A 19965-nucleotide genomic window follows, 5' to 3' on the forward strand; every position below is an offset into this window, starting at 1 on the left:
CGTGCCCGGCGCCCGCGGGCGCCGGGCACGGGCCGCCGGGACCCGGGGGTCAGGCCCGGCGGACGTGGGCCGGCCAGTCGAGGACGCCCACCGCGGCTCCGGCGGCCTCCAGGCCGCGGCAGTGGGCGCGGTGCCGGCGGGCGATGCCGTCGAGGTCGAGGTGGACGCCGATGCCGGGGTGGGCGGTCAGGCGACGGGCGTGGGCCCACAGGGCGGGGTGGCCGGCGATGCGGTGCACGGCGGCGGCGTCCAGGTGGACGCGGTGGACGGTGTCGAGTTCCACCAGCGCGGCCCACACCTCGACGTCGGCGGCGGTGAGCCGGTCGCCGAGGAGGTAGGGCCGCGCGGCCAGCCGGCGCTCCAGCGCGCCCAGGGCGGCCAGCAGTTCGCCGAGCGCCGCCGACCGCTCCCCCGCGTCGGCTCCCGCCCGCCCGGCACGCTGCGCGGCCGCGTCCAGGCCCTCGGCGCACAGCCGCTCGACGGCCTCGATCTCCGCCTGCGCACCGCACGGGTACAGCGCCGGGCGGCCCGCGCCGAAGTGCCGGGCCAGGTCGCGCGTGATGTCCGGGGCGTGGGTGCTCACGATCCGGCCCGACCAGTCGTCGCTGAGCACCGGCGCCGCGGCCGGTCCGGTGTAGCGGTGCGCGCTCGCCTCGTACAGCGGGCGCAGCGCGAGGTGGCCGCCGTCGGGACAGTCGGGGACGGCGTCGAGGAACTCCACAGGACAGGCGTCGTCCAGGCCCAGCAGGCCGTGGACGACGGCGATGCGCAGGCTGCGCGGACAGCCGGGCGACAGGTGGAGGCGGTAGCGGCGCGGCACGGCGTAGTGCCCGCTGCGCGCGTCCCGGCCGATCCTGCCCCGGAAGACGGCGGCGGTCCGGCCGGAGGTGACGGGGGCGAGCGGTGTGACGGACATGGTTCTCCCCGGGGATGAGCGCGCGTGGGCGCGAGGAGGCGCGGACGCGCGGCGGAAGGGACGTCGGGTGAGGGGCGTTCGGCACGGGCACGGGCGGGGTGCCGCCCGTCGGGGGCACCGCCGGTGGACGCGGGAGGGGCCCGGGCTCAGCGCAGCGGGCTGATCGCGCTGCAGACGCGCAGCAGGTCGATGTGCCGGCGGGAGGTCAGCAGGGGCGACGGCCGCGGCGTACTGCTCGCTCGGCCGGTGACCGACTCAAGGCGCCCCATGTTTTCCTACCCGTTCACTAGGGATCCTTGTGGAGTGTCGGCCCGTTCCCGCCCGCCGGTCAAGGGGGCGTCCACGAAGTGAGGCGGACCCGGATGTGCGGGCCGCCGCGGCGGCCCGGCCGTCGTCGACGGCGCCCCGGGCCCGGAGCACGGCATCGGCACCCCGGCGGCCCTCCCCCGGCCCCGCTCCGGCATCGCTTCGACGGCACGGGCGCCGAGCGTCTCCTGCGCGTGGCCCGAACGCACAGGAGGCCGTGCCGGATCGCTCCGGCACGGCCTCCTGCCGCGTCTTCACACCGTCGGGACGACAGGATTTGAACCTGCGACCCCTTGACCCCCAGTCAAGTGCGCTACCAAGCTGCGCCACGTCCCGGTGCGTCCCACACGGTCGGCCCGTGTGATCGCGCAGGTCAACCCTACCTCATGGGCGTGGCGGGCCCGAGCGGCCGGCGCGGCCCCGGGCGGGCAGCCCGGCGGCTCGGGCGGGAACCGGGCGGGCCGGTGACGAACGGCGCACCCGGAGCGGCCGCACGGACGTGGGTGGCGCACGGGCCGCCGCGCGAGGCGCGCTCGGTCACGCGCCGCGGGCGGGGCCGGGGCGGAGCGCCGCGCCGGGCGTCAGCCGCCGGGAGCCCGCCCGGGCGTCAGCCGCCGGAGGCCCGCCCGGGCGGCGGTGCCGTCGTGCGCCGGACCTCCAGTGTCGGTGCGGCGAGGTGGAGCCGCCCGTGCCCCCCGGGCCGCTCGAAGCGGTCGAGGAGGCAGCGGGCGGCGCGGCGGCCGACCTCGTGGCTCGCGTTGTCCACGGTGGTGAGCCACAGGTGGCGCAGCCGGGAGATGCCCGTGTTGTCGTAGCCGACCACGGACACGTCGTGCGGGACCCGCAGGCCCAGTTCCCCGGCCGCCGACAGGGCGCCGACGCAGGCGACGTCGTTGACGGCGAAGACGGCGGTGGGGCGGTCGGGGCGGCTGAGCAGGCGGACGGCGGTGCGGTAGCCGCCCTCCTCGGTCATGTCGCCGGGCTCGACCACCGCCTCGGCGGCCGGTCCCCGGGCCCGCATCGTCGCCTCGAAGCTGCGGCGGCGCAGTTCACCGACCGCGCCGTGGCCCGTGATGTGCGCGATACGGCGGTGGCCGAGGCCGAGGAGGTGCTCGGTGGCCAGGCGCGCGCCGCGCTCGTCGTCGCCCGCCACCACGTCCACGCCGGGCGGCACCCGCTCGCGGGCGCCCGCCAGGACGACCGGTATCCGCCCGGCGACCGCGCCGAGCACTGCCGGATCGGGCAGCGTGCCGACCACGACCAGGCCGTCGACGCGCAGGTCCAGGAAGAGGTCGGCCGGGTCCTGCCCGGCGCGGCGGTTGAGGCGGGCGTCGGCGAGCAGCATGCGCAGGCCGTTCGCGTGCAGCAGGGAGTCGAGGCCGTCCAGGAGGTCGACGAACCAGGGGTTGCGCAGGTCGTCGAGGAGGACGCCGACCACGGGGGCGCCCCCTGGCCGAGCGGAGTCGAGGGCTCGGGGCAGGCCGCGCCGCTCGCTGAGGCTGCGGGCGGCGGCGTTCGGCCGGTAGCCGAGCTCCCGGGCCGCCCGCAGCACGGCCTCCCGCTTCTCGGGGCGCACCCGCCCGGAGCCGCGCAGCACCAGTGAGACCAGCGACTTGGAGACACCGGCCCGTTCGGCCACGTCGCGGATCGTCGGCGGTCTCATGTGTTGGACCGTTCCACGGGCCGTCGGGGGTTGTCAAAGGGTTGACAGCGTGCACAGGCGCGCCCAGGGTGGGCCGGAAAGTTCTGGAACGGTCCAAAGAGGGGCTCTCATGGTGGACACGCTCGGCGTCGCCGTCGTCGGTTTCGGCTGGATGGGGCGGGTGCACACCCAGGCGTACGCGCGCGTGGCGCACCACTATCCGCTGCTGCCCCTGCGCCCGGAGCTCGTCGCGGTCGCCGAGGAGGTGCCGGGGCGTGCGGAGGAGGCCGCCGCGCAGTTCGGCTTCGCCTCGACGACCCGCGACTGGCGTGAGGTGGCCGCCGACCCGCGCGTGAAGGCGGTCAGCGTCACCGCCCCGAACTTCCTGCACCGTGAGATCGGCGTGGCGATGGCCGAGGCCGGCAAGCACCTCTGGATCGAGAAGCCGGTCGGCCTGACCGCCGCGGACGCCCGCGCGGTCGCCGACGCGGTCGCCCGGGCCGGCGTGCAGGGCGCGGTCGGCTTCAACTACCGCAACGCCCCCGCCGTCGAGGCCGCCCGGGACCTGATCGCCGCCGGGGAGATCGGCACCGTCACGCATGCGCGCATCCGGCTGTTCAGCGACTACGCGGCCCACCCGGAGGCTGCCCTGACCTGGCGTTACGAGCGCGAGCGCGGCGGCAGCGGGGTGCTGGGCGACCTGGCCTCGCACGGCGCCGACCTGGCCCGCTTCCTGCTCGGCGACATCGTCTCCCTCGCCGCCGACACGGCCGTCTTCCTGCCCGAGCGGGCCCGCCCGGCCGGCGCCACGGCGGGCCACTCCCGCGCCGCGGGCGGCGAGCTGGGCCCCGTCGAGAACGAGGACTACGTCGGCTGCCTGCTGCGTTTCGCCTCCGGCGCGCGCGGTGTCCTGGAGGCCTGCCGGGTCTCGGTCGGCGAGCAGAACAACTACGGCTTCGAGGTGCACGGCACCCGGGGAGCGGTGTCCTGGGACTTCCGGCGCATGAACGAGCTCGCGGTCAGCCGCGGCACGACGTACCAGGACCAGCCCGTGAGCACGGTGTACGTCGGCCCGGGCCACGGGGAGTTCGCGGCCTTCCAGCCGGGCGCGGCGAACGCCATGGGCTACGACGACCTGAAGGTCATCGAGGCGTACCGCTTCCTGCGCTCGATCGCCGAGGGCACGCCGTACGGCGCCGTCCTCGCGGACGCCGTGCGCAGCGCCGCCGTCCTGGACGCGATGAGCCGGTCCGCCGAGAGCGGCGCCTGGATCGCGGTGGACGCGCCCGCGTGAGGGAGAGCGGTCAGCGCACCCGACGGGCCGCGTGAGGTAGAGCGGTCAACGCGCCGGCGGGCCGCGTGAGGGAGAACGGTCAGCGCGCCCGGCGGGCCCGCCGGGCGATCACGTACTTGGCCGGGATCAGGACGAGCCACCACCACGCGGCCGCGGGCCCCACCACCAGGGCCAGCGGAACGGTGAGGAGGAACACCACCACCGTCGTGCCGAGGTCCAGGCGGTAGAACCCGGCCTCCGGGTCGGGGGGTGTGCCGTCGCTCAGCCAGGGGCGCCCGGCCAGGAGCATGTCCAGGGCGAGGTGGGTGGCGCCGAGCGCGGCGACCGCGGCCGCGTAGACGGCGACCGAGGCGGGTTCGTCGCCGTAGTCGGAGACCAGCCGGGTGGGGAAGGGCAGCAGGGCCGCGACGGCGAGGCCGAGCAGGGACAGCACGACCACCTGTCCGTCGACCTGCCGGACCGTGCGGAAGATCCGGCGGTGGTCGCGCCAGAAGCCGCCCAGCACCGCCACGCTGAGCGCGTAGGCCCCCAGGTCCGGGAGGAGGCCGCGCAGTGCCGCCCGGTACTGCGCGGAGTCCAGCCCGCGCGGCACGGAGAGGTCCAGGACCAGCAGGGTGACGGCGATGGCGAAGACGCCGTCGGCGAGCGTCAGGAGCCGCTCGGGCCCGCCGTCCGGGCTCGACTTCCACATGCGCACGACGGTAGGGAGCCGGGGCCCGCCGGGCGGGGATACACGCCCGGGCCGCGCCCCGGATGTCACCGTACGGGCGCGGGCATGTTGTAGGGCGTGACCACCTGGATCGCGGACGGCAGGGTCGGTCCCGCCGGCGGCAGGGCGCCGTGGGCGCGCATCACGAGGTGGCAGGCCTCGCGCAGGTCGTGGCGCAGGTCGTGGTGGAGCACGGCGGACAGCCGGTGCTCGCGCAGCAGCCGGGTGTTGTCGTGGTCGAGGTCGTGCGCGACGAAGACGGCGCAGGTGCGGCCGAGGTCCTCGAACGCCCGCAGCGTGGCGATGTTGCCGCCGCCGATCGAGTAGACCGCGCAGATGTCCGGATCGCGTTCCAGGGCTGCGCGGACGAGGTCGTACTGGGTGGCGTCCAGGCCCTGGCCCTCGGTGATCTCGACGAGGGCGCGCTCGGGGTGCCGGGCGCGCATGGCGCCGCGGAAGCCCATCTCGCGCTCCTCCTCGTTGCGGAAGAAGCCGCTGCTGAGGCTGGTAAGGACGTTGCCGGGGCGGTCGCCCAGCCACTGGCCCGTCAGGTAGGCGGCCGTCGCGCCCGCCGCCCGGTTGTCGATGCCGACGTAGGCGAGGCGGGCGCTGGCGGGCAGGTCGGTCACCAGGGTCACGACCGGGATGCCCGCCTCCGCGAGCCGGCCGACGGCGGCGGTGACCTCGGGGACGTCGGGGGCCTTGAGGACGACGCCCTGGGAGCCGCGCCGGGCGATCCGGTCCAGGATCCCGACCAGTGCGGCGACCGGGCCGGTCTCGCGGAAGTGGAAGCGCGAGCGCACCACGGCCGGGTGCAGGGAGGGCAGTTCGGCCTCCAGGGCCGCGCGGACGGCGGTGGTGAAGCGCTCGGGGGCCTGCATCACGATGTCGACCATGAAGGTGCGGCCGACGAGCCGGACCTGGGTGCGCTGCCGGTCCAGGTCGGCGATCGCCCGGTGCACCTCCTGCGCGGTGCTCTCGCGCACCCCGCCCCGGCCGTTGAGGACCCGGTCGACGGTGGCCTCGCTCAGCCCGGCCTGACGCGCGATCTCCCGGAGCGGGAAGGGGTGGCCCATGCGGCGGCTCCTTGAGGGTTTTTTGATGGCTTCCTGCCGGTTGTTCGAGGGGTTTGTACTGACAAGAATGACAGGGCCGCGTCGCTCGTGAGCCCGAAGGGACGACGATGTCCTCCATGTCCTCCACGTCCTCCGTCACCGCACACCACCGTGCCTGGCTGTCCGGGCAGGACTGCGACCTGGACGCCTTCCGCGCACTGGTCGAGCAGGAGACCGACCCCGCCGGCCTTCCGCACGCCGCCGCCGTGGAGCAGGGCGTGCCGGTGTACGACGCCGCCCGGCTGGAGGCGGGCCGCGCGCTGCGGGACGAGCTGGTGCACGCGCTCGCCGACGGCCCCGGCGTCGTGGTGTTCCGGGGCGCCTTCGCGGACCCGGCCGTCGTCGACCGGGCCACCGCCGTCTTCGACGCCCTGATCGCCGGGCAGCGCGCCTCGGGCGCGACGGCCGGCGACCACTTCGCGAAGCCGGGCGCCAACGACCGGGTGTGGAACGCCCTGGAGAAGGCGGCCCTGTACGACCCGGCGGCGTTCGCCGACTACTACGCCAACGACGTGATCGCCCTGGTGTCCTCGGCCTGGCTGGGCCCCGGCTACCAGGTCACCTCGCAGATCAACGTGGTCAACCCCGGCGGTGCCGCGCAGACCGCGCACCGCGACTACCACCTGGGCTTCCTGTCCGACGAGGCCGCCGCCGCCTACCCGGCGCACGTGCACCGCCTCTCCCCCGTACTGACCCTCCAGGGCGCGGTCGCGCACTGCGACATGCCGGTCGAGTCCGGGCCGACGATGTACCTGCCGCACTCGCAGAAGTACGAGCCTGGCTACCTGGCCTGGCGCCGTCCGGAGTTCCGGGCCTACTTCGAGGCGCACCGCGTCCAGCTCCCGCTCGCCAAGGGCGACGCGCTCTTCTTCAACCCGGCGCTGTTCCACGCCGCCGGCGCCAACCGCTCGGCGGGCATCCGGCGCATGGCCAACCTGCTGCAGGTGTCGTCCGCGTTCGGGCGCGCGATGGAGACGGTGGACCGGGAGGCCGTCGTGGGCGCCGTCTATCCGGTGCTGCTCGGACGCAAGGCCGAGGGCGCCACGCAGCGGTGGCTGGAGAACGTCGTCGCGGCGAGCGCCGAGGGCTACCCCTTCCCCACCAACCTCGACAGCGACCCGCCGGCCGACGGCCTGGCCCCGCCCTCGCAGGCGGACGTCGTGCGGCGGGCGCTGCGCGAGGAGTGGACGCCGCGACGGCTGCGGGCGGAGCTGCGGGCCGGCGCCGGGCGGCGGCAGAGCTGAGGACGGACCATGGGACTTCCCGACGACGGGGCCGTCGGCGTCGGCGGCCGGGGCGCCGGCGCCGCGCCCGCGCGGGCCACCGTCCGCGCGGTCGTGGCCGCCACCGGACGCCGCGCCGGACCCGGTGAGGCCCTGCCGGGCAGGCTCGGCCGGCCGGAGGAGACCGCCGGTTTCGTGGTCTTCCCGCTGTCGGAACGGTCCGGGGTGGTCACCGGGTCCGTGGCCGGCCGGGACCGGAACGTGCCCGGCGGACCCGACTGACCCCCCTGTGCCCCGGCAGGACCCGCATTCAAGGAGCAAGGACCCATGCGCATCGGAATCCTCGGCCTCGGCCGCATCGGCGCCTTCCACGCCGAGACCCTCTCCGGGCTCGACGCCGTCGAGTCCCTCGTCGTGTCCGACCCGTTCGCGGACGCCGCGAAGGCCGCCGCGGAACGGTTCGGCGCGCAGGTCGCGGACTCCCCCGAGGCCCTGCTGGCCGCCGGTGTGGACGGTCTCGTCGTCGCCGCGGCGACCGACGCCCACCCCGCCCTGATCCTCGCCGGAGTCGAGGCCGGCGTGCCCGTCTTCTGCGAGAAGCCCGTCGCCCGCACCATGGCCGAGGGAGTCGAGGTGCTCAGGGCCGTCCAGGACCGGGACGTGCCGGTCCAGATCGGCTACAACCGCCGCTTCGACGCCGGGTTCGCCGCCGCCCGGGCCGCCGTGCGCGGCGGTGAGCTGGGGCAGCTGCACACCGTGCGGTCGGTCACGCTGGACCCGGCGCCGCCGCCCGCCGCGTACGTGGCCGCCTCCGGCGGCATTTTCCGCGACTGCTCCGTGCACGACTTCGACATCATCCGCTGGGTGACCGGCCGCGAGGTGAGCGAGGTGTACGCCGTCGGCGGCAACAAGGGCGCCGAGTACATCGCGCGCGCCGGTGACGCCGACACCACCGGCGCGGTCCTCACCCTGGACGACGGCACGATCGCGGTGGTCTCCAACAGCCGCCACAACGGCCGGGGCTACGACGTCCGCATGGAGCTGCACGGCTTTGAGGACTCCATCGCCGTCGGTCTGGAGGACAAGCTGCCGCTGCGGTCGGTCGAGCCCGGCGTGAGGTTCCCCGCGGGCAGCCCGCACGACTTCTTCATGGACCGCTTCGCCGCGGCCTACCGTGCCGAACTCACCGCGTTCACCGAGGTCGTGGCCGGTACCCGGCCCTCCCCCTGCACCGTCGGGGACGCGCTGGAGGCGGGGTGGATCGCCGAGGCGTGCACGCTGTCGCTGGCGCGGCGCCGGCCGGTGCGGATCGACGAGGTGCGGTCGATGTGACCCGCCGGCGCCGGACGGGGGGCGGGCCGTAGGGTCTGTCGTCGAACTCCCGCCTGCCCCGCGACGCCCTGCACGCACTCCGCCGTACCGGGCGCGGACCCGGGTACATCCCGTACGAGGGCCCGCGCCCGGCACGCCGGGAGCACGCACCCGACGCCGCGGGGCCCGCCCTCCGGGCGGACGACGGGAGTCCGACGACAGACCCCAGGCCGTCCGCCCCCCCGTCGGCACGAGGGGGACGCCCGTCGCGACGGTGCCCCCGCGGAGAACCGGTGCACGCGTGCCCCACGGCTGGCGCACGGGGTGCGGGGCGCGGCCGTGCCGCCGGGCTCGGAGTCCGACGGTCGTCCCTCCTCAGGGGAGGAGCTCACCTCGCGGCCGTCCCGCCGGGACGGGTCCCGCCGGTCTCACGCGCCGCGCCAGACGTTGGAGAACGCGGCGTTCTCGATGGCCCGCCGCCGGCGTACGGCCTCCAGTTCCGCCACCGCGTCGGCCACGGCGGCGCACACGGTCTGGGCCGCGCCCTCGGGCGGCGGGACGTCCTCGGGCACCTCGCCGCGCACCCCGGCGACCGCCGCGAGGGTGGTGAGCACCGGCTCGTCGGCCGCCCAGCGGTGCGCGGCCCGCTGCCGGGCGGGGGACTCGGCCGGCACCGGCCGGGCGCTGCGGAAGGGGAGCCAGGAGCCGCGGGGACGTACGAGCAGGCCCTCCGCCTCCAGGACGGTCAGGTATTCCTGGGCCAGTCCGCGGCCCCTGCGCCACAGCCAGTCCTCGACCGGCTCGTACGGCTCGTCCCGCACCAGCCCCGCCGCGGCCCGCTCCAGCAGGGGGTCGTCGAGGGACGGCGTCGCCCCCGGCACCACGCGGTCGCCGTCGAGCGTCACCGCCTCGGCGCGGAGCAGGTCGACCAGCTCGGCCCCGGCCAGCGCGAGCGACAGGTCCCCCTGTGCCACGTGCCGGCCGGGCGCCACGTCCATCGCGACGATCATCAGGTCGCGTGCCGCGCTCATCAGCGCTCCTCTCGACGGCACAGGTGACGTTACGCCGCCGGCGCCGGACGAGTGAGCCGTACCCGTCCGCCGTACCCCGCCGGGGTGGCGTACGGCGCGCCGTGCGCGCCCGGCCCTCCCCCGCGCGGCCGGGGACGTCCCGGCAGCGGGGCCGGACCGCCGGAGGGACCCGCCGGCCGGAGGGACCCGCCGATCGGAGGGGCCCGCCGATCGGAGGGGCCCGCCGGCCGGAGGGACCCGCCGGCCGGAGGGGCGTCGCGGCACCCGGGGCGGATCCCCGCGGCCCGGGTCCGGCGACCGCCCCGCTCACCGGTACAGTGCCGGCTTCTCCACCAGCTCGACCTCCACCCGGCCGCCCTCCTCCAGCGCCCGTACGCCCGCCTCGCACACGGCGGACGCGGCGTAGCCGTCCCAGGCGCCGGGGCCGGTGACCTCGCCGCGGCGGGCGGCGTCGACCCAGGCCTGGACCTCGCGGTCGTAGGCGTCGGCGAAGCGTTCGGTCCAGTCCTGGGCGATGGTGCCGCCCCAGCGGCCGGCCGTGTGGGTCACCAGGGCGTGGCCGTCGCCGATGCGGGCGGTGCCGCGTTCGCACACGACCTCGGCCTGCACCTGGTAGCCGAAGCCGCAGTTGACGAAGATCTCGACGTCGGACAGGGCGCCGCCGTCGGTCTCCAGGACGACGAACTGCGGGTCCTGCAGGGTGTCCGGCGCGTGGGCGGACGGGGTCGGGCGCAGCACGGTGACGGCCCTGATCTCGTGGCCGAGCAGCCAGCGGGTCGCGTCCACCTCGTGGGCCACGGAGTCGGTGATGAGCATGGAGCTGGTGAAGAAGGGCGGACCGGCCACGTTGCGGTGCCGGTTGTGCAGCATCAGCGGGCGGCCCAGCTGCCCGGTGTCCAGCAGCGCCTTGAGCCTGGTGTACTCGGCGTCGTAGCGGCGCATGAAGCCGACCTGGATGCGGCGGTGGCCGAGTCGCTGTTCGGCGTCCAGGACGCGCAGCGCGGAGGCCGCGTCGGGGGTGAGCGGCTTCTCGCACAGCACGGGCAGGTCGCGCTCCAGCGCGGCGAGCAGCGCAGCCTCGTGCGCCGGGCCCGGGGAGGCGACGAGCACGGCGTCGACGTCGGCCGCCGCCAGGGCGGCGGCCGGGTCGGTGTGGGCCGTGCAGCCGTCGACGCGGGCCGCGACGGCCTCGGCCCGCTCCCCGTCGACGTCCACGACGGCGGTCACCCGGGCGCCGCTGGTGACCCGGTCGACGCGGCGCACGTGGTCGGCTCCCATCCGGCCCGCGCCGATGACGGCGACCCCGAGCGTCTCGCTCCGGCTCATGCCCTCCCCCTCGGGTCGTCAGGCGCCGCAGGAACGCAGGAACCTGCGGGTGCGTACCGCGATGGGCAGCGGCTTGTCGGGCTCGCAGGGGTACATGTCCTGCTCGACGATGGCGAAGAGCTCCACGCCGAGCTTCTGCGCGGCCTCCAGCACCGGCCCCAGCTCCGGGACGCCGGCGGGGGGTTCGCACATCACGCCGCGCTGCACGGCCGGGCCGAACGGGACCCCGCCGGCCCGCACCTCGGCGAGGATCCGCGGGTCGACCTGCTTGAGGTGCAGGTAGCCGATGCGCTCGCCGTAGGTCTCGATCAGCTTGACGCTGTCGCCGCCGCAGTAGGCGTAGTGCCCGGTGTCCAGGCAGAGGTTGACCAGGTCGGAGTCGGTGGAGTCCAGGAACCGCTCGACGTGTTCCTCGGTGTCGATGTGGGTGTCGGCGTGCGGGTGGACGACGATGTCCAGGCCGTAGGTCTCCTTCACCTCGTGGCCGAGCCGCTCCATGCCCTTCGTCAGGTACGCCCACTGTTCGGGGGTGAGCTCCGGCGGCTCCAGGATCTCGGCCGTCTTGTCGTCGCGCCAGAAGGACGGAATGACGACGAGGTGCTTGGCTCCCATGGCGCGGGTGAGGGCGGCGACCTGGCCGACGTGCTCCCAGGTGGACTCCCACACCGCCGGTCCCCGGTGCAGGCCGGTGAAGACCGTGCCCGCCGAGACCTTCAGGTTCCGCCTGCTCACCTCGTCGGTGAGGCGGGCCGGGTCGGTGGGCAGGTAGCCGTAGGGGCCGAGTTCGATCCAGGCGTAGCCGGCCTCGGCGACCTCGTCGAGGAAGCGCTGCCAGGGCACCTGCCGCGGGTCGTCGGGGAACCACACGCCCCAGGAGTCGGGGGCGGAGCCGACCCGGATGCGGTCGAGCACAGGGGCCATGTCAGGACTTCCCTTCCGAGGATGCCGCTACGGGGGCCGTGAGGTCTCCCTCGTCCGGGAGCCCTGCGACGTCGACGCCGCGGACCTGCGCCAACTCGTGCTTCAGGGAGGCCAGTTCGGCGCCGCCCGCCATGTGGTCGGTCAGTTCCTCCAGGGTGACCTCGCTGCGGCCGGCGCTCAGCTCCAGGGTGCCCAGGCGCAGCACGCTGAAGTGGTCGCCGACCATGTAGGCGTGGTGGGGGTTGTGGGTGATGAAGATGACGCCGAGGCCGCGGTCGCGGGCGGCGGCGATGTACTTCAGCACCACGCCGGACTGCTTGACGCCGAGGGCGGCGGTCGGCTCGTCCAGGATGAGGACGCGGGCGCCGAAGTGGACCGCGCGGGCGATCGCCACGCACTGGCGCTGGCCGCCGGACAGGGTGCCGATGGGCTGCTCCAGGTCGTCCAGGACGATGCCCATGTTGCGCAGTTCCTCGTCCGCGGTCCGCTTCATCCGGGCGATGTCGAGGCGGCGCAGCGGCCAGGGGCCCTTGGTCAGCTCGGAGCCGAGGAAGAAGTTGCGCCACACCGGCATGAGCGGGACGACGGCCAGGTCCTGGTAGACGGTGGCGATGCCCCGGTCGAGGGCCTCGCGCGGGGTGGAGAAGCGCACCGGTTCGCCGTCGACGAGGAACTCGCCCTCGGTGTGCTGGTGCAGCCCGGAGACGATCTTGATGAGGGTGGACTTGCCGGCCCCGTTGTCGCCGAGCACGCAGGTGACCTCGCCGGGGCGGACGGCCAGGTCGACGCCGTGCAGGGCGCGGATGTTGCCGTAGGACTTGCCGGCCCCGCGCAGTTCCACCAGGGGGCGGTCCCCCTCGGGCGCGGTGTCCTTCAGGACGGCCCCGTGGGTGCCGGTCGTGTTGCTGGTCATTGCGCTCACCTCCGGGTCGCCGTGCGCTGGACCCACAGATTGATCAGGACGGCGCCGAGCAGCATCACGCCGAGGAAGGCCTTGAACCAGTCGGGGTTCCAGCCGGCGTAGACGATGCCCTGCTGCACCATGCCGAACATGAAGGCGCCGAAGACCGGCCCGATCGCGGAGCCGTAGCCGCCGGTGAGCAGGCAGCCGCCGATGACGGCCGCGGCGATGTAGATGAGCTCCTGGCCGACGCCCTCGCCGGACTGCACGGTGTTGAAGGAGAACAGGTTGTGCATGCCGACGAACCAGGCGCCGAAGCCGACCAGCATGAACAGCGAGATCTTGGTGAAGGTCACCGGGACGCCGACCGCGCGGGCGCTGTCCTTGTTGCCGCCGGACGCGAAGACCCAGTTGCCGTACTTGGTGCGCAGCAGCACCCAGGTGGCCAGGGCGGCGAAGACCAGCCACCACACGACGGTGATCTTGACCTGGACGCCGGCGACGTCGAAGGAGGAGGCGAAGAGCGCCTTGGCCTGGGAGAAGCCGTCCATGTCGCTGATGTCGTCGGTGGCGACGTTGCCGGTGACCAGCTTGGTGACGGCCAGGTTGGCGCCCTGCAGGATCAGGAAGGTGCCGAGGGTGACCAGGAAGCTGGGCAGTCCGGTCTTCACCAGCATCCAGCCGTTGAAGGCGCCGATCGCCAGGGACACGACCAGGGCGGCGACGACGCCCATCCACACGTTCAGGGTGAGCTGGTAGCTGAGCATCGACGCGGTCAGCGCCGAGGTGATCACGGCGACGCCGGCCGACAGGTCGAACTCGCCGCCGATCATCAGCAGGGCCACGGGCAGGGCCATGATCCCGATGGTCGACGACTGGTACAGGATGTTGGCCATCGAGCTGCCGTCGCGCACCGGCGGCGCGGCGAACAGGAAGAACACCAGCACGGCGACGGCGCCGAGGAAGACGCCGACCTCGGGCCGGGCCAGCAGGCGCAGCGCGAGGGGGCGCTGCCGGGTCCGGCCGTCGCTCTGCTTCGGGCCGGGAGCCGGCGGTGAGCCCACCGCCGGCGCAGCCTGTTGGGTCATGCTCATCACCGGGTGCCCTTCGCGGCGAACTCGGCGATCCGCTCGACGTTGGACTTGTCCACGAAGGCCGGGCCGGTCAGCACCGGCTGCTCGCCGCCGCCGCTGTAGTTGCCGTTGTTCTTGTAGAGCCACAGGGAGTCGACCGCCAGGTAGCCCTGGAGGTAGGGCTGCTGGTCGACGGCGAACCGGATGGTGTCGTCCTGGACGGCCTTGGTGAGGTCCTTGTTGAGGTCGAAGGTGGCGACCTTCGCCTTGCTGCCGGACTCGTCCACCGACTGCACCGCGGTCAGCGCGAAGGGGGCGCCGAGGGTGACGACGTGGTCGATGGCGGAGTCCTGCTTCAGCTTGGCGGTGATCGTCGACTTCACGGACGGCATGTCGGTGCCGTTGACGTAGAGGGTGTCGGTCTTGCCCTCGAAGGTCTTCTTCACGCCGTCGCAGCGCTGGGTCAGGCCCACGTTGCCCTGCTCGTGGATCACGCAGACGGCCTTCTTGGCACCGACCTCGTTCAGCTTCTTGCCGAACGCCTCGCCCGCCACGCTCTCGTCCTGCCCGAAGAACTGCAGCAGGCCCAGGTCCTTCCAGTCGTTCAGGCCGGAGTTGAGGCCGACGACGGGTATGCCGGCCTGCTCGGCCTTGCCGATCACGCTCTTGAGGGCGTCCGGCTTGGCGAGGGTGACCGCGATGCCGTCGACCTTCTGGTCGATGGCGTTCTGCACCAGGTTGGCCTGCTCGCCCGCGCTGGGGTTGGCGGAGTAGACGAGCTTGATGTTGTCCTTGGCGGCCGCGGCCTCGGCGCCCTTGCGGACGATGTCCCAGAAGGTGTCGCCGGGCGACTGGTGGGTGACGAGGGCGACCGTCATCCGCGGCGTGGTCGCCTTGCCCGCGGAGGCGTCGGCCCCGCCGCCCTCGGACTTCTTGCCCCCGGAACTGCTGGAGCAGCCGGCGAGGGTCAGGGCGGCTGCCGCGGCGACCGCGACGACGGGCGCGATCCTGCGGGAGCGGGGCTGAGAAGAGCGGTCCATCTTTCCTGGCACCTCACTGTGCTGCTGCGGGGAAGGTCGGGGACCACAGGGATCCGGGAGGCCCGGTGCCCTGCGGAGTCCGGGTCATGATGCCTCGAAAACGGCTGTTGCGCTGGGACCGGATCCAAGCCCTTGGCACGCCCCCTGTCAATACTTTGTTAAGACATCATTTCACGCACAGGTCCGAATGTAAGTACAAACTATTGACAGCGCCGCCCTCCGAGACCTACATCTGGGAGGCGGCAGGCCCCGGACTTCCCGCCCCCACGGTGGCAGGGCGTCCCGGGACCCGCATCCCCAGCAGCTCGAGGAGCGTCGCGCATGGCCGACTCAGCCCAGTATTTCGACCTGATCACGATGGGCCGCATCGGGGTCGACCTCTACCCCCTGCAGACCGGCGTACCCCTGGCCCAAGTGGAGACCTTCGGGAAGTTCCTCGGGGGCTCGGCCGCCAACGTGGCGGTCGCCGCCGCCCGGCTCGGCCGTTCCGCCGCGGTGATCACGCGCACCGGCGACGATCCCTTCGGGGCCTACCTGCACCAGGCGCTGAAGGACTTCGGGGTCGACGACCGCTGGGTGACCCCGGTCGCCGCGTACCCGACCCCGATCACCTTCTGCGAGATCTTCCCGCCGGACGACTTCCCGCTGTACTTCTACCGCCGCCCCAAGGCCCCCGACCTGGAGATCCGCCCCGACGAGCTGGACCTCCCCGCCATCCGCGGGGCCCGCGTCTTCTGGGTCACCGGCACCGGGCTGAGCGAGGAGCCGAGCCGCTCCGCCACGCTCGCCGCCCTGGAGGCGCGCGGCAGGGCGGGCACCACCGTCTTCGACCTCGACTGGCGCCCGATGTTCTGGCGCGACCCCGAGCAGGCCCGCCCGTACTACCGCCAGGCGCTGCGCCACGCCACCGTCGCGGTCGGCAACCTCGACGAGTGCGAGATCGCCACCGGCGTGCGCGAGCCGCGGGCGTGCGCGGAGGCGCTGCTGGCGACGGGCGTCGAGCTGGCCGTCGTCAAGCAGGGCCCCAGGGGCGTGCTCGCCGTGCACCGCGACGGCACCCGGGCCGAGGTGCCGCCGGTGCCGGTCGAGGTGGTCAACGGCCTCGGTGCGGGCGACGCGTTCGGCGGCTCGCTCTGCCACGGCCTGCTCTCCGGCTGGGACCTGACGAGGACCATGCGGTACGCCAACGCCGCCGGCGCCCTCGTCGCCTCCCGCCTCGCCTGCTCCTCCGCGATGCCGACCGGGTCCGAGGTCGACGACCTCCTCGCGCGCGGCTGACGTGAGCCCCTCTCGAACGGAGCCCGACGTGAACCTCAGCATCCCCGACCTCACCGCGGTCAGGGCCCGCAATCCGCAGGCCGTCGCCGAGGCGGCCGCGCGCCGGGCGCGCCGCCCGCTGCTCGGTGACAGCGGCCGCCTGATGATCGTGGCCGCCGACCACCCGGCCCGCGGCGCGCTGGCCGTCGGCGACCGGCGCCTGGCCATGGCCAACCGCGCCGATCTGCTGCGGCGCCTGTGCGTGGCGCTGTCCCGGCCCGGCGTGGACGGGGTGCTCGCCACCGCCGACGTCCTGGAGGACCTGCTGCTCCTCGGGGTGCTGGAGAACAAGGTCGTGATGGGGTCGATGAACCGCGGGGGGCTCGCCGGAGCCGCCTTCGAGATGGACGACCGCTTCACCGGCCACCGTGCCGAGGACATCGAACGCCTCGGCTTCGACGCCGGCAAGCTGCTCCTGCGCATCGACTACGACGACCCCGGCTCGCTGGCCACACTGGAGTCCACCGCCCGGGCGATCGACGCGATGGCCGCGCGCCGGCTGCCGGTCTTCGTCGAGCCGTTCATCTCCCGCCGCGTCGGCGGCCGGGTCCGCAACGACCTGTCCGCCGAGGCCGTCACCCGTTCCGTCGCCATCGCCTCGGGCCTGGGCGGCACCTCCGCCTACACCTGGCTGAAGCTGCCCGTCACCGAGGATCCCGACGACATGGCCGAGGTGCTGGAGACCTCCACCCTGCCGGTCGTGCTGCTCGGCGGCGAGGTCGGCGCCGACCAGGAGGGCGCCTACGCACGCTGGCGCAAGGCGCTGCGGCTGCCCACCGTCCAGGGGATGGTGGTGGGCCGGTCGCTGCTCTACCCGGCCGAGGGCAGCGTGGAGCAGGCGGTGGACACGGCCGTCGGCCTGTTGTGACCGCGATCCGGACGCGATCCGAGAGGGACACCATGACCTACCACCTTCCCGCCGGCAAGGCCCTCGGCGGCCCCTACGTCGTCGACGTCACGCCCGAGAGGGCCGGCTGGGGCCACGCCGGCCTGCGGATCCTGGAACTGCCGCCGGGCGGCACGCACGCCTTCGACACCGGCGACAGCGAGTGGATCGTCCTGCCGCTCAGCGGCGCCTGCACGGTCGCCGCGGCCGACGACTTCGGCCGGGACACCTTCGACCTGCGGGGCCGCCCCGACGTCTTCAGCGCCGTCAGCGACTTCGCGTACGTGCCGCGCGACGCCCGCGCGACCGTGACGTCCGCCGGGGGCGGCCGGTTCGCGCTGACCGGCGCCCGCTGCTCCCGCCGCCTGCCCGCCCGCTACGGCCCGGCCTCCTCCGTCCCCGTGGAGCTGCGCGGCACCGGCGCCTGCTCCCGGCAGGTCAACAACTTCGGCGCGGCCGGGGTGTTCGAGTGCGACAAGCTCATCGCGGTCGAGGTGCTCACCCCGGGCGGCAACTGGTCGTCCTTCCCGCCGCACAAGCACGACGAGCACCGGCCGGGCGAGGAGTCCGTGCTGGAGGAGATCTACTACTTCGAGTTCGCCGCCCACGAGGGCACGCCCGGCCTCGGCTACCAGCGGGTCTCGCCGTCCGGCCGGGGCCGCGGGACGGACGTGCTCGCCGAGGTCCGCGACGGCGACGTCGTCCTCATCCCGGACGGCTGGCACGGTCCGTCGATGGCCGTGCCGGGCCACCACATGTACTACCTCAACGTCATGGCGGGCCCCGGGGCCGAGCGCGCCTGGCTGATCTGCGACCACCCCGACCACGCCTGGATCCGCGACACCTGGCCGGACCGGCCCGTCGACCCCCGGCTCCCCCTCTACACCGCACCGGAGACGTCCGCATGAGCGCCACGACCCGCCGACTGACGACCGCCCAGGCGCTGGTGCGGTTCCTGTCCGCCCAGTACACCGAGCGGGACGGCGTACGGCGCCGGCTGATCGCCGGCACCTGGGGCATCTTCGGCCACGGCAACGTCGCCGGGATCGGCCAGGCGCTCGTCGAGCACGCGGACGTCATGCCGTTCCACCAGGGCCGCAACGAGCAGTCCATGGTGCACGCGGCCGTCGCCCACGCCCGCCAGCTCAACCGCCTCTCCGCGCAGGCGGTGACGACGTCCATCGGCCCGGGCGCCACCAACCTGGTCACCGGCGCCGCCCTCGCCACCGTCAACCGGCTGCCGGTGCTGCTGCTCCCCGGCGACTACTTCGCCACACACGCCGCCGACCCCCTGCTCCAGCAGCTGGAGCACCCGGTCGAGGCGGACGTCTCGGTGAACGACACCCTGCGCCCGGTGTCCAGGTACTTCGACCGGATCACCCGCCCGGAGGCGCTGATCCCCTCGGCGCTCAACGCCATGCGGGTGCTGGCCGACCCGGCCGAGACCGGCGCCGTCACCCTCGCCCTCCCGCAGGACGTGCAGGCCGAGGCGTACGACTGGCCGGAGGAGTTCTTCGCCGAGCGCGTCTGGTACGTGCGGCGTCCCGCGCCGGACCCGGTGGAGCTGGCGGCGGCCGCGGAGGCGATCCGCTCGGCCGCGCGCCCCCTGGTCGTCGCGGGCGGCGGCGTCCACCACAGCGAGGCCGAGCAGGCGCTGGCGGCGTTCGTGGCGGCCACCGGCATCCCGGTCGCCTCCACCCAGGCCGGCAAGGGCTCCCTGCGCCACGACCACCCCGCCGACCTCGGCGGCATCGGCCACACCGGCACCGCGGTCTGCGACGACATCGCCCGCACCGCCGACCTGGTCATCGGCGTCGGCACCCGCTACACGGACTTCACCACGGCCTCCGGCACGCTCTTCCAGAACCCCGGCGTGCGGTTCGTGAACCTCAACATCACCGGCTTCGACGCCCACAAGCTGGCCGCGCGGACCCTGGTCTGCGACGCCAGGACCGGCCTCGAACAGCTCACCGAGGCCCTGGCCGGACACCGCGTGGACCCGTCGTACGAGGCCGGGTACCGCGCGGGCAAGGAGCGCTGGGAGCAGGTGGTCGAGGCGGCCTACCGGGCCGAGGACGACCACGCGGTCCCGACGCAGACGCAGGTGCTGGGCGCCCTGGACGCGGTCGTGGGCGACGACGACGTGGTGATCAACGCGGCGGGTTCGCTCCCCGGCGACCTGCACAAGCTGTGGCGCTCGCGCGGCCCGCGCCAGTACCACCTGGAGTACGGCTACTCCTGCATGGGCTACGAGATCCCGGCGGCCCTCGGCGTCCAGCAGGCCGCCCCCGGCACGCCGGTGTGGGCCCTGGTCGGCGACGGCACCTACCTGATGATGCCGACGGAGCTCGTGACCGCCGTCCAGGAGGGCCTGCCCATCAAGGTGGTCCTGGTCCAGAACCACGGGTACGCCTCCATCGGCGGCCTGTCCGAGTCGGTCGGCGGCGAGCGCTTCGGCACCGCCTACCGCCACCGGGCCGCCGACGGCACCTTCACCGGCGCCCCGCTCCCCGTCGACCTCGCCGCCAACGCGGCCAGCCTCGGCATGGACGTGCTGCGCGCGGGGACGGTGCGCGAGCTGCGCGAGGCGCTCGCCGCGGCCCGCGCCGCGGACCGGCCGACCTGCGTGTACGTCGAGACCGACCCGACGCCCACCGCTCCCCCGGCCGAGGCCTGGTGGGACGTGCCGGTGGCCGAGACCGCCTCCCGGGAGGCCGCCGTGCGGGCGCGCCGGGAGTACGACCGCCGGGTCGCCGACCGCCGCCGCCACCTCTGAGCCCCTGCCCCGAAAGGTCCCCGCGCCCCGTGAAGACCCTCGCCCACCGGATCGGCGGCAGGCCCGTGGAGGACGCCTCCGGCCGCTTCGGGCCGGTCCACGGCCGCCGGCGCCCCGGGCGCCCCCGGCGCCCGGGGCGCCCGGGGCGCCCGGGGCGCCCGGGGCCGCCCCTGACCGT

Annotated in this window: 18 protein-coding genes, 1 tRNA gene and 1 pseudogene; 8 read left to right on the top strand and 12 right to left on the bottom strand. The window is 74.6% G+C overall.

The window, feature by feature from the left end; translation table 11 throughout:
* Positions 1-49: 49 nt before the first annotated feature.
* The 4 genes from AB0L29_RS13975 to AB0L29_RS13990 form a co-directional block, all read right to left on the bottom strand.
* Positions 50-916: a glutathione S-transferase C-terminal domain-containing protein gene (locus AB0L29_RS13975; protein WP_365826713.1), complete on the bottom strand. Its 867-nt coding sequence runs from the start codon at positions 914-916 to the stop codon at positions 50-52.
* A gap of 146 nt (positions 917-1062) precedes the next feature.
* Complete coding sequence (locus tag AB0L29_RS13980; RefSeq protein ID WP_365826715.1) at positions 1063-1185, bottom strand: putative leader peptide; 123 nt, start codon at positions 1183-1185, stop codon at positions 1063-1065.
* A 299-nt stretch (positions 1186-1484) separates the two neighbouring features.
* A tRNA-Pro gene (locus AB0L29_RS13985) sits at positions 1485-1558 on the bottom strand.
* Positions 1559-1829: 271 nt separating this feature from the next.
* A complete protein-coding gene (locus AB0L29_RS13990; RefSeq protein WP_365826717.1) occupies positions 1830-2885 on the bottom strand; it encodes a LacI family DNA-binding transcriptional regulator in 1056 nt (351 codons plus the stop codon).
* 109 nt (positions 2886-2994) lie between these two features.
* Here AB0L29_RS13990 and AB0L29_RS13995 point away from each other — a divergent pair, with 109 nt between their 5' ends.
* Complete coding sequence (locus tag AB0L29_RS13995; protein ID WP_365826719.1) at positions 2995-4158, top strand: Gfo/Idh/MocA family oxidoreductase; 1164 nt, start codon at positions 2995-2997, stop codon at positions 4156-4158.
* 79 nt (positions 4159-4237) lie between these two features.
* Here the strand turns inward: AB0L29_RS13995 and AB0L29_RS14000 are convergent, their stop codons facing one another.
* The gene (locus AB0L29_RS14000) at positions 4238-4849 is read right to left on the bottom strand and encodes a TMEM175 family protein (protein WP_365826721.1); all 612 of its coding nucleotides are present in this window, start codon (positions 4847-4849) and stop codon (positions 4238-4240) included.
* A gap of 65 nt (positions 4850-4914) precedes the next feature.
* Complete coding sequence (locus AB0L29_RS14005) at positions 4915-5943, bottom strand: LacI family DNA-binding transcriptional regulator (RefSeq protein WP_365826723.1); 1029 nt, start codon at positions 5941-5943, stop codon at positions 4915-4917.
* Positions 5944-6059: 116 nt separating this feature from the next.
* On the opposite strand from AB0L29_RS14005, the gene AB0L29_RS14010 reads away from it, so the two are divergent.
* The 3 genes and pseudogenes from AB0L29_RS14010 to AB0L29_RS14020 all read left to right on the top strand — a co-directional run bounded on the left by AB0L29_RS14010 (position 6060) and on the right by AB0L29_RS14020 (position 8537).
* Entirely contained in the window at positions 6060-7226 is a 1167-nt protein-coding gene (locus AB0L29_RS14010; protein WP_365826724.1) for a phytanoyl-CoA dioxygenase family protein, read from the top strand.
* A gap of 132 nt (positions 7227-7358) precedes the next feature.
* A pseudogene (locus AB0L29_RS14015) lies at positions 7359-7487 on the top strand (short-chain dehydrogenase); the annotation flags it as partial.
* A 45-nt stretch (positions 7488-7532) separates the two neighbouring features.
* Positions 7533-8537: a Gfo/Idh/MocA family oxidoreductase gene (locus AB0L29_RS14020; protein ID WP_365826726.1), complete on the top strand. Its 1005-nt coding sequence runs from the start codon at positions 7533-7535 to the stop codon at positions 8535-8537.
* A 407-nt stretch (positions 8538-8944) separates the two neighbouring features.
* Here the strand turns inward: AB0L29_RS14020 and AB0L29_RS14025 are convergent, their stop codons facing one another.
* The 6 genes from AB0L29_RS14025 to AB0L29_RS14050 all read right to left on the bottom strand — a co-directional run bounded on the left by AB0L29_RS14025 (position 8945) and on the right by AB0L29_RS14050 (position 14808).
* Complete coding sequence (locus tag AB0L29_RS14025; protein ID WP_365826728.1) at positions 8945-9547, bottom strand: GPP34 family phosphoprotein; 603 nt, start codon at positions 9545-9547, stop codon at positions 8945-8947.
* Positions 9548-9853: 306 nt separating this feature from the next.
* Entirely contained in the window at positions 9854-10873 is a 1020-nt protein-coding gene (locus AB0L29_RS14030) for a Gfo/Idh/MocA family oxidoreductase (RefSeq protein ID WP_365826730.1), read from the bottom strand.
* An 18-nt stretch (positions 10874-10891) separates the two neighbouring features.
* Complete coding sequence (locus AB0L29_RS14035; protein WP_365826732.1) at positions 10892-11794, bottom strand: sugar phosphate isomerase/epimerase; 903 nt, start codon at positions 11792-11794, stop codon at positions 10892-10894.
* 1 nt (position 11795) lies between these two features.
* The gene (locus AB0L29_RS14040) at positions 11796-12707 is read right to left on the bottom strand and encodes an ATP-binding cassette domain-containing protein (protein ID WP_365826734.1); all 912 of its coding nucleotides are present in this window, start codon (positions 12705-12707) and stop codon (positions 11796-11798) included.
* Positions 12708-12712: 5 nt separating this feature from the next.
* On the bottom strand, positions 12713-13789 hold the full coding sequence (locus AB0L29_RS14045) for an ABC transporter permease (protein ID WP_365826736.1): 1077 nt from the start codon (positions 13787-13789) through the stop codon (positions 12713-12715).
* Entirely contained in the window at positions 13789-14808 is a 1020-nt protein-coding gene (locus AB0L29_RS14050) for a sugar ABC transporter substrate-binding protein (protein ID WP_365826738.1), read from the bottom strand. The genes AB0L29_RS14045 and AB0L29_RS14050 overlap by 1 nt, the downstream gene beginning before the upstream one ends.
* A 321-nt stretch (positions 14809-15129) precedes the next feature.
* Between AB0L29_RS14050 and iolC the strand changes: the two genes are divergently transcribed.
* Genes iolC through iolD form a run of 4 tightly spaced genes read left to right on the top strand, consistent with a single transcriptional unit; the run spans position 15130 to position 19787 of the window.
* Complete coding sequence (gene iolC, locus AB0L29_RS14055; RefSeq protein WP_365826740.1) at positions 15130-16086, top strand: 5-dehydro-2-deoxygluconokinase; 957 nt, start codon at positions 15130-15132, stop codon at positions 16084-16086.
* A gap of 28 nt (positions 16087-16114) precedes the next feature.
* Positions 16115-16993: a deoxyribose-phosphate aldolase gene (locus tag AB0L29_RS14060; protein ID WP_365826742.1), complete on the top strand. Its 879-nt coding sequence runs from the start codon at positions 16115-16117 to the stop codon at positions 16991-16993.
* A 32-nt stretch (positions 16994-17025) separates the two neighbouring features.
* Positions 17026-17919, top strand: coding sequence for a 5-deoxy-glucuronate isomerase (gene iolB / locus AB0L29_RS14065; protein WP_365826744.1), 894 nt, complete (start codon positions 17026-17028; stop codon positions 17917-17919).
* Positions 17916-19787 (top strand): 3D-(3,5/4)-trihydroxycyclohexane-1,2-dione acylhydrolase (decyclizing), encoded by a 1872-nt coding sequence (gene iolD / locus AB0L29_RS14070; protein ID WP_365826746.1) that lies wholly within the window; start codon positions 17916-17918, stop codon positions 19785-19787. The genes iolB and iolD overlap by 4 nt, the downstream gene beginning before the upstream one ends.
* Positions 19788-19965: the final 178 nt, after the last annotated feature.

It is taken from the genome of Streptomyces sp. NPDC052701, from assembly GCF_040678355.1.
GTDB lineage: Bacteria > Actinomycetota > Actinomycetes > Streptomycetales > Streptomycetaceae > Streptomyces.